Here is a 12403-nt window from a genome sequence, read left to right as displayed (position 1 = left end):
CCCGCTGATTCATACGAGTAAAGTCCATGAGCAATCGCCGCGCTGTATTCCTCGATCTATCCCCACTCGACCAGGGCGACCTGGACCTGGCTGCGCTGCGGTCGACCTTCGATGAACTGAGCTGCCATGCGCAGACCAGCGACTCGCAGATCGTCGAACGGCTGCAGGGCGCCCAAGTCGCCATCGTTAACAAGGTGCCACTGAACGAAGCAGCGCTCGCCGCCTGTCCGGAGCTCAAGCTGATCCTAGTAGCCGCGACCGGCGTCAACAACATCGACTTGGTCGCCGCCAAACAGCGCGGCATCGCGGTCTGCAACTGCCAGGCCTATGGCACCGCCACCGTGGCCCAGCACACCTTGATGCTACTGCTCGCGCTGGCCACACGGCTACCCGATTATCAAGGCGCCGTCGCCCGAGGTCGCTGGCAGGAAAGCGGGCAGTTCTGCCTACTGGATTTTCCCATCGTCGAGCTCGCCGGCAAGACCCTCGGCGTGCTCGGTCACGGCGAGCTGGGCAGCGCCGTCGCCAGACTGGCCGAGGCGCTGGGCATGCGGGTGCTGACCGGCAACCTGCCTGGCCGCCCGCCACGCGCCGACCGCCTGGACCTCGACGAACTGCTGCCACAGATCGACGCCCTGACGCTGCATTGCCCGCTGACCGAGCAGACACGCGACCTCATCGGAGCACGCGAGCTGCGATTGATGAAGCCCACGGCATTCATCATCAATACCGCCCGTGGCGGCTTAATTGATGAACAGGCGCTGGCTGACACATTGCGCAGCGGACATTTGGGCGGCGCCGCCACCGATGTGCTCACCAGCGAGCCACCCAGCAACGACAACCCACTGCTGGCTGCGGACGTGCCGCGCCTGATCGTGACGCCACATAGCGCCTGGGGCAGCCGTGAAGCACGGCAGCGCATCGTTGATCAAATGTGTGAAAACGCCGAAGCGTTTTTCGCCGGCGCGCCGAAGCGTCAGGTCGGCTGACGCTTCTGCTGCCAGGGACAAGACTGCTAAGCTCGCCAGCTTTTGTCCGGAGGCATCATGGACCCCCGAAGCGAAGTACTGCTGCGTCAGGCCGAACTCTTCAGCGGCGAGCTGTTGCTTGCCGGGCTGCCGGCCGACGACCTGCTCGGCCAGCTGCCCGGAGCCATCGGCTGGAGCTGGCACGCAGGCGAACAGCAGTGGCTGCAGACTCGCTTCGCCGGGCGCTGCACATTCGGTGTCGAGCCCCCATCGGCCGCGTTCGACGCTGCCGTGCTGTTTCTGCCCAAGTCACGTGAGCTGACCGATTACTTGCTGAACGCGTTGGCGGCGCGGTTACCGGGACGTTTGCTGTATCTGGTCGGAGAAAAGCGCGCAGGCGTCGAGCGCGCCGCCAGACAGCTGTCGCCGTTCGGCGAGGCTCGCAAGCTCGACAGCGCCCGCCATTGCCAATTGTGGCAGGTCAAGATAGCGAACAGTCCGCCGGCGCCCGAGTTGGAAACCCTTGCACAGCGCTTCGAACTCGACCTGGCTGACGGCCCGCTGCAGGTCGTCAGCCTGCCCGGCGTGTTCAGCCATGGCCGACTCGATCGTGGCACCGCTCTGCTGCTGGAACGGCTCGACGATCTGCCTACCGGCCGGCTGCTGGATTTCGGCTGCGGTGCAGGCGTCATCGGTGCGTCGCTGAAGAGACGTTATCCGCAAAGCGAGGTGGTGTTGCTGGACGTCGATGCGTTCGCCGTCCAGAGCAGCCGCATGACGCTGGCAGCCAACCAGTTACAGGCCCAGGTCATTGCCGGCGATGGCATTGACGCGGCGCCAGACGACTGCGCTGCGATCATCAGCAATCCGCCGTTCCATCAGGGCGTGCATACCCACTACGCCGCCAGCGAAACACTGCTGCAACGTGCCGCCAGTCATCTGCGACCCAACGGCGAGTTGCGCCTGGTAGCCAATGCCTTCCTCAAGTATCCGCCACTGATCGAGGCCCATCTGGGCCATTGCGAGACGCTGAGCAATGCGGAGGGCTTCCGCATCTACCGTGCACAGCGCGCCTGATCGACTTGCACTACACGCCGCGCTTGGGCAAACTCGCGCCCGTCCTGGGGGAGTAGTCTCCGGCGAGCGCCCTGCTCGCCTGGCATGCGTCAACACACTTGGTCCACAGACCATGGCGCATGCGACCCGCGCGGCCTGTTCACGCAGCCTCGCCTGGTTTGACAAGACCCATGACACGTACACCTGACCCGGGGCGGGCAGGCGGTGCGTGTCATGGTGATTTCGTCGACCCGCCCCCGCAAGGAAGTTCGCTTGGAATCGTTCTACATCCCAACCCTGATCGTTGCTCTGGCCGAGATCGGCGACAAGACGCAACTGCTCGCCCTGCTGCTGGCGGCCCGCTATCGGCGCCCGCTGCCGATCATCTGGGGTATCGTCGTCGCCACGCTGGCCAACCATGCCGCAGCCGGAGCCGTCGGCAACTGGGTTTCATCGCTGGTCTCTCCGACCATTCTCAGCTGGATTCTCGCCGCCTCCTTTGCCGCCGTGGCGCTGTGGACGCTAGTACCGGACAAACTGGAGGAAGACGAAGCCTCGCGCGGTCGGCGCTTCGGTCCCTTCGCTGCCACCCTCATCGCGTTCTTTCTGGCGGAGATGGGTGACAAAACCCAGATCGCAACCGTCATGCTCGCTGCGCAATACCCCAATTTCGTCTTGGTAATCATCGGCACCACCCTGGGCATGCTGATCGCCAACGTACCGGTGGTACTGGCTGGAAATTTCGCAGCCGATCGCATGCCCCTTACCCTGATTCGCCGTGTTGCCGCCGCTGGCTTCGCCGCGTTGGCGCTGTATGCCGTCTATCAGGCCCTGACCTTGAGCGGCACGCTTCCAGTCTGATACGCAGCGCAAATTGCCATGTCGCCGGTGCTGTTAGAGTGGGTCTTCACCGCATTCTGGCGGCACTTGAGGGGAGCAAGCGGCATGTCACCGGAGGAACGAAAACGGAGGGTGCAGCAGCATATCGACCTGAGCTGGAGTAAAGGTCGTCTGGCACTGGCCGAACAACTGCAGAGTCGTTACTTCAGTTACAGGAGCTCGTTCATCGCACAACCGGTCAACAGTGCCGGTTTCGGTCTGATCGTGCGCGAGATCCGCCAGGCGCTCCCGGACCTCGAAGTAGTGGTGGATGAATGCCTCAGCGAAGGCAATCGCGTAGTCACCTCAAGCACCCTATTCGGTACGCTGGAAAAACCGGTGTTCGGCCTCGCGCCGAGCGGCAAGATTCTCACCGTCGCCGCCATGTCGATCTGGACGCTCAACCCCGGAGGCGACATCGAGGAAATCAACACGCTGTTCGACCTCGAAAGCGCGCGTAAACAACTGGGCATGGACAGCCCCATCCCGGTAACGCTGCCACCGACCTGATCCGGGCGATGACAGCTGCCGGCCTCAGCGTCGCTGCTGGTACAGCGGCATGACCTTCGGAATGTTCTGTTGCAGCGCCTGCGTGCGGCTGCTCGAAGACGGGTGCGTGCTGAGGAATTCCGGCGGGGCCGAGCCACCGGCGGCGGCCATCTTCTGCCACAGGCTGACCGCCGCATTCGGGTTGTAGCCCGCGCGCGCCGCCAACTCCAATCCAATCAGGTCGGCCTCGTTTTCGTTACTGCGGCTATTAGGCAACGTCATCAGGTATTCAACGCCCATGTTGGCGAGCTGCAGACTGCCATCGCCAACCCCGAACGCCGAACCGATCTGTGTAGCCATCTGCACGCCGTAAGCCTTGGACATCGCCTCGCGGCCGTGTTCGCGCAGCGCGTGGGCGATTTCATGGCCCATCACCGCAGCGATCTCGTCGTCGGTCAGCTTCAGCTTTTCGATTAGCCCCGTATAGAAAATGATCTTGCCGCCCGGGCCGCAGTTGGCGTTCAGTTCCGGACTGTCGATGACGTTGACGTCCCAGTCCCATTGCGCCGCGTCCGGGCGAAAGGCCGGTACTTCGGCGATCAGCCGTTGAGCGATGGCATTGACGCGTTTGCTGATGGCGCTGTTTTTTTCCAGCATGCCCTTCTTCGACGCCTCGCTCAGGGTCTGCTGGTAGGACTGGGCATACATCTGATTGACCTGTTCGGTCGACAACATGCTGAACATGTACTGTTTGCGATCGACCCCGACCGCACCGCCACTGGTGGTATTGACGGCCTGACAACCGACGAGCACGGAGGTCGCCAGAAAAAGAGCTAATGGATGCCGCTTGAGCATGTCGCGTCTCCCGTTGATTCTGCGCCGTATGCTAGAGCGAGCCCGGCGGCCGAGCAACCGGCCTGCTTGGCTTGCGGCTAGTTCACCGGTGTCAGGCATTCTGGAGCATCCAGTTTGGGGTCATTGACCAAGGTCGCCAGGGGGCGCTCGCGTAGCGCCGGCTGCGGTGCGGCCAGCAGGGACTGCAGCGCCTCAGGCGAGCTCTGCGGATCGAGCCAGGCGGCCATCGCAGCCTGATCCAGCATCAATGGCCGCCGCTGATTTGCTGCGGGCAGCGTCACCACAGCCGCGCTGAGGTAGGTATGCCCGTGCACCGGATAGGCCTCCCAGATGGCTGCGAAATACAGCAGCGAATCTTCTCCAGTCATCCAGTAGGGCCGTTTGCGAGCGGTGCCGCGCCATTCGTAAAAGCCGTTGGCGGGCAGCACACCCCGGCGCAGGCGATAGGCGTCACGAAACATCGGCTGCTCGGCCAAGGTTTCTGCCCGCGCCTGCGCTGGCGTCCGGGTGAAATCGGTCAACCAGGCCGGGGTTAGCCCCCACCGCACACTGTCGAGTTGCAGCACGTCGTCGATCTGCCGCAGCAGCAAGACCGACGCACCGGGCGACAGGCTCCAGTGCGGTTGTTGATCGGCGGGAAAACCAGGCAGCGCGGCAAAGGCCGGGCTCCAGCGAAACAGCGCATAGCGGCCACACATGGAAACGGAACTCGTAGGAGAAAGATCGACGGCGCCGGCCTCAGGGCACGGCTGTGGCCATTGATTCGGCCAGTATCAGCAGATGAGCTCGCCCGGATAGCTTTCCGGCTCGTCACCCGGCAGCGGCTCGGCGCCATTGTACTCAGCGATCAGCCGTCGCGCGCGCTCGGCCTGCTCATCGTCGACCATCAACCCGAGCAGACCGGCAGCCGGCAATTCGCCCATCGCACCGATCAGGTGCCGCCCGCTCAGAAACACCTCGATGCCCTCGGCGATCAACATGCCGCGCAGCATCTCGGCCTCGAGCAGGTCGCGCGGCTCGTAAACGCGCTGCACCTATTCATCCTCCCGCAGCACATCGAGTTGCCAGTCGGTACCGTCGGTCCGTAGATCGAAAATGATCGGCCGGCAACAGACCGGACAATCCTCGATGTAACGCTGGTCCCCACCACTCAGGTCAAGCAGCGCGTCCACTGCTTCGCCACAATAGGGGCATTGGTAGTCCTGTGATTCCAGCATCAGCGTCTCCTGCCTGACTTGCCGCTATAATCGCCGTCCAGTCTGTTGAGAATGCGCCCGTCGCGTTGCCTCCCGAAGGGCGGCCCTGCTTGGAGCATAGCGGTGTAACTCGCCGCCCGTTGCGAATGAACAAACCGGACGACTCGCGTCCTGCTCAGCGCTTGCGCCGAGACCGCACCGAAACACCAACAGACCTAATTTCGACCCAACATGAGTGGGGTCATTCAGTTGTTTCCCTTACAGAGAGCATGATGGACGAATTCGAAGCCATCCGACCCTACGCCGACGCTGAAGTCCCTGCCGTGATGGCGCGACTGTTCGCCGACCGAGAGTTCCTCGATATTCTGGCGCACTTCCGCTTTCCGCGGCTGGCCGGCCCGATGGGCTGGTTGCTGAAACCCCTTATAGCGCAACGCCTGCGGCGCGAGTTCGCCAGCATCCATTCGGTCGACACGCTGCAGGCGCGGATCGAGATGTATCTCGAACGCACCATCGAACGAGCCACGGATGGCATCACTTATTCCGGGCTTGAAAAAATCCAGCCCGGCTGCGCCTATCTATTTCTGGCCAACCACCGAGACATCGTGATGGATCCGGCCTTCGTCAATTACGCGGTATTCCAAGCCAAGATGCGCACACCGCGCATCGCCATCGGCGATAACCTGCTGCAACGCCCCTTCGTCAGCGACCTGATGCGGCTGAACAAGAGCTTCATCGTGCGCCGCTCGGTGACCGGTCGACGCGAGAAGCTCGCGGCTTACCAGGTGCTCTCCGCCTACATCAACCACTCGATCCTCAACGACGGCGAATCGATCTGGATTGCGCAAGCCGAAGGTCGCGCCAAGGATGGTGACGATCGCACCGACTCGGCAATACTGAAAATGCTGCATATGAGCCGCAAGGACGAACCTTTTGCCGAAGCCATGGCCGCCCTGCGTCCCACCCCGGTCTCGATCAGCTACGAGTACGACCCCTGCGATCAGGCCAAGGCTCGCGAGCTTTACATCCGCGCCACCACCGGCACCTACACCAAGGCACCGGGAGAGGATGACACCAGCATTGCCTTGGGTATCACCGGCTACAAAGGCCGCGTGCACGTCAGCTTCGGCACACCGATCACCGACGTCCCGAGCGATGCCAAGCAACTGGCGCTCGCCATCGACCAGCAGATTCTCTGCGACTACCGCCTGTTCCCGGTAAATTATCTGGCGTACCAGATCTGGGACGGACGCGATACGGAGCTATCGATACCCGAGCTCGGCGAACTGTTCAGTCGCGAAGAAATCGCGCGTGCCGAGGCTGAATGGAGCAAGCGCCTGGCCGCATGTCCCAGCGTGCAACAGCCTTACCTGATCCAGCAGTACGCCACTCCGGTACGTAATCAGCACAGGCTGAAGGCAGGCTTGAGCCTCTGATCGCCAAGAGCGACCCGGCGGGTGACTATGTCAGCCGGGCGAGCTCAGAAAGCAGCCAGGCCAGTGCCAGGCTGCTGAAGCCGAAGCCATAGAAAAAAGAATCGATGCGCTGGGTTCGCGCTGCCCCGATCGGCCTGGCGGTCGATGGGCTGACGCTGGCGAGCGGCGCGGAATTGGCCGCGAGCTGCTGACGCCAACGTGTCGCCAGCAACAACCAGCCACCGCTGAGCGCGATCAGTAACGCCATCGAATTGAGCACGGTGGCGAGGCTGGATAGCCCCGAAAAGTCGATATTCAGTAACAACCGAACCTCCACGAACACAAAAAATGCTGGCCCGGTATCGAGTGCCAATGCGGCTGCGGAGTCTACCGAAGCGCAACCGCCGGTTCAGCCATTTCCGACAAAGCGAAACGCAACCGACAGATGGCAATTTGCCGGGTATTTGCGCCATTTATGCAGATAGGCCCCGTCTCGATTGTTGACTTATAGTCCTCCTCAGCTCCACCCTCATCTCGTCTCGGACAACCGGAATAGAGCGTGCGCCTGAATTGAGCAAGCAGGCGGGACTGCCACGGAGTCGAGCGAACGGCAACTTGTAAGTCGCTGCGTCCCTGACGCCACTTACCGGACCACAAGGTCCGCCACTACGTTGTGGAGGTCGCTACCTGCGAACGCCGCGCTTACGGTACCCCTCGCAGGGAATCAGTTACCCAAGATCAACAGGACTAACAATGAATAAGAACATGTTAAAGACGGGGGCCCTCACAGTCTCTTTGCTGGCCAGCGCCCTGCTGGCAAGTGGAGCCATGGCGGAGGTATCCGAATCCGAGGCCGCCAAGCTGGGTGACAGCCTGACGCCCACCGGAGCAGAGAAAGCCGGCAACGCCGCTGGCACTATTCCGGCGTGGACGGGAGGTTTGCCACAGGATGCCGCAGCCGTCAGCGCCGATGGCTTCGTCGGCGATCCGTACCCGAACGACAAGCCGAAGTTCACCATCACGGCGCAAAACGTCGAGCAATACAAAGACAACCTGAGCCCTGGCCAGATCGCCATGCTCAAGCGCTACCCCGACACCTATCGCCTGCCTGTTTTCGAAACCCACCGTAGTGCTGCAGTACCGCAACGAATCTACGACGCGGCGAAGAAGAACGCGACCCATACCAAACTGGTCCGCGGCGGCAACGGCCTGGAAGGCTTCGATACCGCAATCGCCTTCCCGATTCCTCAGAATGGCCTGGAAGTGGCCTGGAACCATATCACCCGCTACCGTGGCGGCTCGGCCCGTCGCGTGGTGGCGCAGGCTACGCCTCAGGTGAATGGCAGCTACAACCTGGTCAAGTTCGTCGACGAAGTGGTCTATACCGACACCTTGCGCGACTACAACCCAGAGAAGCACGGCAACGTCCTCTTCTACTTCAAGCAGCAAGTCACCGAGCCGTCGCGACTGGCCGGCAACGTCCTGCTGGTGCACGAGACCCTGGACCAGGTGAAAGAACCCCGCATGGCCTGGATCTATAACGCCGGCCAGCGCCGTGTGCGTCGTGCCCCACAGGTTGCCTATGACGGTCCCGGCACCGCGGCCGATGGCCTGCGTACCGCCGACAACCTGGACATGTTCAACGGTGCACCGGACCGCTACGACTGGAAACTGGTGGGCAAGAAGGAGATGTACATTCCCTACAACTCCTACCGCCTGGACTCACCGAAGCTAAAATATGACGACATCATCCAGGCTGGCCACATCAATCAGGACCTGACCCGCTACGAGCTACACCGCGTGTGGGAAGTCGAAGCGACATTGAAGAACGGCGAGCGGCACATCTACGCCAAGCGCCACTTCTTCATCGACGAGGATACCTGGCAGGCCGCGGTGATCGACCACTACGACGGCCGTAACACCCTATGGCGCGTCGCCGAGGCTCATGCACAATATTTCTTCAACGTGCAGGTACCGCTGTATTCGATGGAAACCCTGTATGACCTGGTTTCCGGTCGCTATCTGGTGATGGGCATGAAGAACGAGGAGAAGAATCCGTACGTTTACAACTACGAAGCCAACTCCAATCAGTACACCCCGGCTGCGCTGCGCAATTCCGGCGTGCGCTGATCCGAGCACTTGCCCGCTCATAAAAAAACGCCCCGAGCAGTGCGCTGTCGGGGCTTTTTTTTGCGCTCGACCTTTGGCTCGCTATGGCAACTGAGCACCCGTGACGGCAAGGCTTGGCTCCCAAGCATTGCATCTTCGAAGCCTTTCACAGAGTGCGTCGAAACAAAAAACCCGCATCGAGATGCGGGTTTGCGTTACCGAGGCATGACCAGTCGTTGCTGATTACTGAGCCAATACCTGGCCGATGCTCTGGTCGCGGAAAGCGCGGCTCAACGCATCGCTCAATACTTCACTGACCAACTTGGTGTTGGTCTGCTCGTTCGGGGCCATACCGAAACGCTGGTTCAGCGAGGCGCCATAACGGCCGGTATAACGACGGCCACCGTTCTGTACTTCGACCCGGAAGGTTGCGCCGATGGTTGCCTCGGTCACATAGAGCCCTTCCTTCGGCGACTGGTACTTCAGCTCGGCCAACGTCAGGGTCAACTGAGGGGCGTTATAGGCATTGGGCGACGGTGTGAAGCCGAGCAGGCGTACGGCCGCTTCGGTCTCTGCCTGAAGCTTGGGTATGACCTTCTCCTTCGGCACGATCACAGCGCTGGTTTCCGGATACAGGCCGCCACGGGTGCCCAGCGTCGCGGAGGGGCGACCGTCCACGACCCGTACCGATACCGGCTGCCCCTGCCCGACAGGATTGATGGTGCCAGTGAGCTTAGGGGTCGGGTCGAGCTGCTGCGGACTATGTGCGCAACCTGCCAGAGCCAGGGCCGACGCGGCGGCAAGACTGAACAACAGGCGTTTCAGCATGCTGTCTTTCTCCAGATGAGGGATGAATGCCGCGAAGTATAACCAGCCTTGCAATCGCCTGACAGCGGATGCGCTAAAGACCCGCCCGGGCCCGATAAGGCTGCGGTCATCGAACGGTAACACCAGGGTGCGATAAAGCGCCGAAGCCTCCAGGAAGCCGCTTCATGACCTTGCTGACCGCACTATTCAGGCGTCCGATACGGCGCCATTACGCCCTGCTCGACGATGAGCAGCGCTGCCGCATGCTGTTGACGTCCACCCAGCGCCCCCAAGGCGAACGCTGGATAGAAGTCATGGAAATACACCTTGGATGGATCGGCCAGGCATTGCCGCAGGTGGCGCTTCGGCACGACGCATAAAAAGCCGCGCGGCCCGTTAAGGGCGGCGCGGCTTCAGGTACAACCGAAAGCCGTGCTTAGTCGGCCAGGCCCAGACGCTTGTCGACCACGGCGGCCACTTCGCGATACGCCACCGCGTCTGTTTCCAGGACCTTTTCGCGGGCCGGGAAGATTTCGCCAAGCTTGCGGCTCCAGGCTTCGCTTTTCGCCTGCTCCGGGAAGCATCGCTCGATCAGATCGAGCATGATCGATACGGTGACCGAAGCACCCGGGGACGCCCCTAGCAGGGCGGCGATGGAGCCGTCCCGCGCCGCCACCAGCTCTGTGCCAAATTGCAGAATGCCGCCCTTCTTCGGGTCTTTCTTGATGATCTGCACGCGCTGACCCGCCACCTCCAGACGCCAGTCTTCGGCTTTGGCTTCGGGGTAGAAGCCACGCAGCGTTTCCAGACGATCCTCCATGGACTGTCTGACCTCTTTGATCAGGTAGCGAGTCAGGTCCATGTTGTCGCGCGCGACAGCCAGCATCGGCTTGAGGTTGCTCGGACGGATCGATAATGGCAGGTCGAGCGGCGATCCATGCTTGAGGAACTTGGTGGTGAAGCCGGCATAGGGCCCGAACAGCAGGGACGTCTTGCCGTCAACGACGCGTGTGTCCAAATGCGGAACGGACATCGGCGGTGCGCCCACGGCCGCCAGGCTGTAGACCTTGGCCTGGTGTTGCTTGACGATTTCCGGGTTGTCGCAGCGCAGCCACTGGCCGCTGACCGGAAAGCCGCCGTAGCCTTTGCCTTCTTCGATATCGGACATCTGCAGCAGCGGCAGCGCCCCGCCACCCGCGCCCAGGAAGACAAAGCCGGCATCGAGTTCACGGCTGCTGCCGTCGCGCGTGTTCTTGATTTCCACGCGCCAGCCCTTGCCGTTGCGCTCGAGGCCGGTGACCTTCTGGAAATAGGACATTTTCACGCCCGGCTTGACCGCGAGATATTCGAGCATCTGCCGAGTCAGTTCACCGAAGTTGACGTCAGTGCCGTTCAGCGCACGGGTGGCGGCAATCGGCTCGTCGACCGGGCGGCCCGGCATCATCAACGGCATCCACTCTTCCATAGTGGCACGGTCTTCGGTGTAGACCATGTTTTCGAAGGCATGATGGGTTTTCAACGCGTCGAAGCGACGCTTCAGGAAATCGATGTTCTTGCTGCCGCGAACGAAGCTCAGATGCGGCACGACGTTGAGGAAGTCGCGGGGGCTGCCGAAGCCTTCACGACCCGTCAGGTAGGCCCAGAACTGCTTGGAAACCTCGAACTGGGTATTGATGGTGACAGCTTTCTTGATATCGATCGGGCCGCCAGTGTCCGGCGTGTAGTTCAACTCACACAGCCCGGCGTGGCCAGTGCCAGCGTTGTTCCAGGGATTCGAACTTTCGACGGCCCCGGACTCCTGCAGTTCGACGATTTCCAGCTTGATGTCGGGATCGAGTTCCTTGAGCAGTACTGCCAGAGTCGCACTCATGATACCGGCTCCCACCAGTACCAAATCCACGGCTTCGCTATCGTGTTGCGTCATTAACGCGTTCTCCAGAATCACAGCATTAAACTGTCACGACCGCAGTACGCGATCGTGTAGAACCACCAGCCAGGCGGCTAGAAACGGAGTAGGTTTCCATACCGCTGCTCGGGCTTGTGCCCGAAGACAGTCACCGCTGGGTGCCTGTCCGCTGTCGGGAGAACGGCTTTTGGCCTCCTCCCTCTCGCTCCGAGGCTTCCCGGAGCGGGGCGATAGGCCTGGGCTCTACGGGACGCATGCAGCGAGAAAATCGATTGCGGCTGTCGGTTGCGCAGCCAGTCCGACGGGTATCGCGCCTCGACAGGCGCTCCGCCAGTGAAATGAAATCAGCCGCGAGCGGCCTCGATCAGCTCGATATAGGGCTCGGCCTGGCGCTGGTCAGCAATCAGCGCAACGAAATCACGCCCTTTGGCATCTTTCGCATTCAGGTCGTATCCGGCTTCGACAAAGAATCCGAGAAAACGCTCGAAATCATCGACGCGCAGTCCTCGATAGGCCTTGATCAGCTTGTGCAGCGAGGGCGGTGTTTCGTCAGCCGGCTCCGGCTCCAGAAACAAACGGATCGATTCGTCGCTGATCTCTTCGCCGATCACCTGTTTCTTGTCTTTACGCATGGTTTCTCCGGTTCGACGAGCCTTACGGGGGCGGCAGTTTACTCCGCGCAACGGTCGCACTCAACGCGCCAGCGTGCGTTGCGACCAAGGT

At 61.6% G+C, this 12403-nt stretch carries 15 protein-coding genes and 1 riboswitch; of the genes, 7 read left to right on the top strand and 8 right to left on the bottom strand.

What is annotated here, in order from left to right:
• Positions 1-26: 26 nt before the first annotated feature.
• The 4 genes from UF78_RS04840 (at position 27) to UF78_RS04825 (ending at position 3413) form a co-directional block, all read left to right on the top strand.
• Positions 27-989 (top strand): 2-hydroxyacid dehydrogenase, encoded by a 963-nt coding sequence (locus tag UF78_RS04840; RefSeq protein WP_045160897.1) that lies wholly within the window; start codon positions 27-29, stop codon positions 987-989.
• A gap of 57 nt (positions 990-1046) precedes the next feature.
• A complete protein-coding gene (locus tag UF78_RS04835) occupies positions 1047-2045 on the top strand; it encodes a class I SAM-dependent methyltransferase (protein ID WP_045160896.1) in 999 nt (332 codons plus the stop codon).
• 28 nt (positions 2046-2073) lie between these two features.
• A riboswitch (yybP-ykoY riboswitch) is annotated at positions 2074-2279 on the top strand.
• A gap of 18 nt (positions 2280-2297) precedes the next feature.
• Positions 2298-2885: a TMEM165/GDT1 family protein gene (locus tag UF78_RS04830; RefSeq protein ID WP_045161099.1), complete on the top strand. Its 588-nt coding sequence runs from the start codon at positions 2298-2300 to the stop codon at positions 2883-2885.
• 84 nt (positions 2886-2969) lie between these two features.
• On the top strand, positions 2970-3413 hold the full coding sequence (locus UF78_RS04825) for an ester cyclase (protein WP_045160895.1): 444 nt from the start codon (positions 2970-2972) through the stop codon (positions 3411-3413).
• 24 nt (positions 3414-3437) lie between these two features.
• On the opposite strand, the gene UF78_RS04820 is transcribed toward UF78_RS04825, so the two are convergent.
• From UF78_RS04820 to UF78_RS04805, 4 genes are all read right to left on the bottom strand, one after another.
• The gene (locus tag UF78_RS04820; protein ID WP_045160894.1) at positions 3438-4247 is read right to left on the bottom strand and encodes a M48 family metallopeptidase; all 810 of its coding nucleotides are present in this window, start codon (positions 4245-4247) and stop codon (positions 3438-3440) included.
• A 77-nt stretch (positions 4248-4324) separates the two neighbouring features.
• Positions 4325-4945, bottom strand: coding sequence for an SOS response-associated peptidase (locus UF78_RS04815; protein WP_045160893.1), 621 nt, complete (start codon positions 4943-4945; stop codon positions 4325-4327).
• Between the two features lie 75 nt (positions 4946-5020).
• A complete protein-coding gene (locus UF78_RS04810) occupies positions 5021-5281 on the bottom strand; it encodes a DUF2007 domain-containing protein (RefSeq protein ID WP_045160892.1) in 261 nt (86 codons plus the stop codon).
• The gene (locus UF78_RS04805) at positions 5282-5464 is read right to left on the bottom strand and encodes a CPXCG motif-containing cysteine-rich protein (RefSeq protein WP_045160891.1); all 183 of its coding nucleotides are present in this window, start codon (positions 5462-5464) and stop codon (positions 5282-5284) included.
• Between the two features lie 251 nt (positions 5465-5715).
• On the opposite strand from UF78_RS04805, the gene UF78_RS04800 reads away from it, so the two are divergent.
• Entirely contained in the window at positions 5716-6879 is a 1164-nt protein-coding gene (locus tag UF78_RS04800) for a 1-acyl-sn-glycerol-3-phosphate acyltransferase (protein ID WP_196298636.1), read from the top strand.
• A 25-nt stretch (positions 6880-6904) separates the two neighbouring features.
• On the opposite strand, the gene UF78_RS04795 is transcribed toward UF78_RS04800, so the two are convergent.
• Positions 6905-7183, bottom strand: coding sequence for a hypothetical protein (locus tag UF78_RS04795; RefSeq protein ID WP_230623569.1), 279 nt, complete (start codon positions 7181-7183; stop codon positions 6905-6907).
• Positions 7184-7623: 440 nt separating this feature from the next.
• On the opposite strand from UF78_RS04795, the gene UF78_RS04790 reads away from it, so the two are divergent.
• Entirely contained in the window at positions 7624-8988 is a 1365-nt protein-coding gene (locus UF78_RS04790; protein WP_045160889.1) for a DUF1329 domain-containing protein, read from the top strand.
• Between the two features lie 222 nt (positions 8989-9210).
• Here UF78_RS04790 and UF78_RS04785 read toward each other — a convergent pair whose 3' ends face one another.
• Positions 9211-9795 carry a YajG family lipoprotein gene (locus tag UF78_RS04785; protein WP_045160888.1) on the bottom strand — a complete coding sequence of 195 codons (585 nt, stop codon included), beginning with the start codon at positions 9793-9795 and terminating at the stop codon, positions 9211-9213.
• Between the two features lie 164 nt (positions 9796-9959).
• On the opposite strand from UF78_RS04785, the gene UF78_RS04780 reads away from it, so the two are divergent.
• Positions 9960-10154: a hypothetical protein gene (locus UF78_RS04780; RefSeq protein ID WP_045160887.1), complete on the top strand. Its 195-nt coding sequence runs from the start codon at positions 9960-9962 to the stop codon at positions 10152-10154.
• A 56-nt stretch (positions 10155-10210) separates the two neighbouring features.
• On the opposite strand, the gene mqo is transcribed toward UF78_RS04780, so the two are convergent.
• Both mqo and UF78_RS04770 read right to left on the bottom strand, forming a co-directional pair.
• Positions 10211-11698, bottom strand: coding sequence for a malate dehydrogenase (quinone) (gene mqo / locus UF78_RS04775; RefSeq protein ID WP_045160886.1), 1488 nt, complete (start codon positions 11696-11698; stop codon positions 10211-10213).
• Between the two features lie 326 nt (positions 11699-12024).
• Entirely contained in the window at positions 12025-12312 is a 288-nt protein-coding gene (locus UF78_RS04770; RefSeq protein ID WP_045160885.1) for a PA4642 family protein, read from the bottom strand.
• Between the last annotated feature and the right edge of the window lie 91 nt (positions 12313-12403).

Source organism: Stutzerimonas stutzeri (assembly GCF_000952685.1).
Lineage (GTDB): Bacteria > Pseudomonadota > Gammaproteobacteria > Pseudomonadales > Pseudomonadaceae > Stutzerimonas > Stutzerimonas stutzeri_E.
The sequence above is the reverse complement of the archived record's forward strand: the minus strand, read 5'-3'. Positions and strand labels throughout refer to the sequence as shown.

Excerpts from the sequence above, each read along its gene's own strand:
- UF78_RS04840 (WP_045160897.1), top strand. The coding sequence starts at position 27 with ATGAGCAATCGCCGCGCTGTATTCCTCGATCTATCCCCACTCGACCAG.
- UF78_RS04835 (WP_045160896.1), top strand. The coding sequence starts at position 1,047 with ATGGACCCCCGAAGCGAAGTACTGCTGCGTCAGGCCGAACTCTTCAGC.
- UF78_RS04825 (WP_045160895.1), top strand. The coding sequence starts at position 2,970 with ATGTCACCGGAGGAACGAAAACGGAGGGTGCAGCAGCATATCGACCTG.
- UF78_RS04820 (WP_045160894.1), bottom strand. The coding sequence starts at position 4,247 with ATGCTCAAGCGGCATCCATTAGCTCTTTTTCTGGCGACCTCCGTGCTC.
- UF78_RS04815 (WP_045160893.1), bottom strand. The coding sequence starts at position 4,945 with ATGTGTGGCCGCTATGCGCTGTTTCGCTGGAGCCCGGCCTTTGCCGCG.
- UF78_RS04805 (WP_045160891.1), bottom strand. The coding sequence starts at position 5,464 with ATGCTGGAATCACAGGACTACCAATGCCCCTATTGTGGCGAAGCAGTG.
- UF78_RS04800 (WP_196298636.1), top strand. The coding sequence starts at position 5,716 with ATGGACGAATTCGAAGCCATCCGACCCTACGCCGACGCTGAAGTCCCT.
- UF78_RS04790 (WP_045160889.1), top strand. The coding sequence starts at position 7,624 with ATGTTAAAGACGGGGGCCCTCACAGTCTCTTTGCTGGCCAGCGCCCTG.
- UF78_RS04785 (WP_045160888.1), bottom strand. The coding sequence starts at position 9,795 with ATGCTGAAACGCCTGTTGTTCAGTCTTGCCGCCGCGTCGGCCCTGGCT.
- UF78_RS04780 (WP_045160887.1), top strand. The coding sequence starts at position 9,960 with ATGACCTTGCTGACCGCACTATTCAGGCGTCCGATACGGCGCCATTAC.
- mqo (WP_045160886.1), bottom strand. The coding sequence starts at position 11,698 with ATGACGCAACACGATAGCGAAGCCGTGGATTTGGTACTGGTGGGAGCC.
- UF78_RS04770 (WP_045160885.1), bottom strand. The coding sequence starts at position 12,312 with ATGCGTAAAGACAAGAAACAGGTGATCGGCGAAGAGATCAGCGACGAA.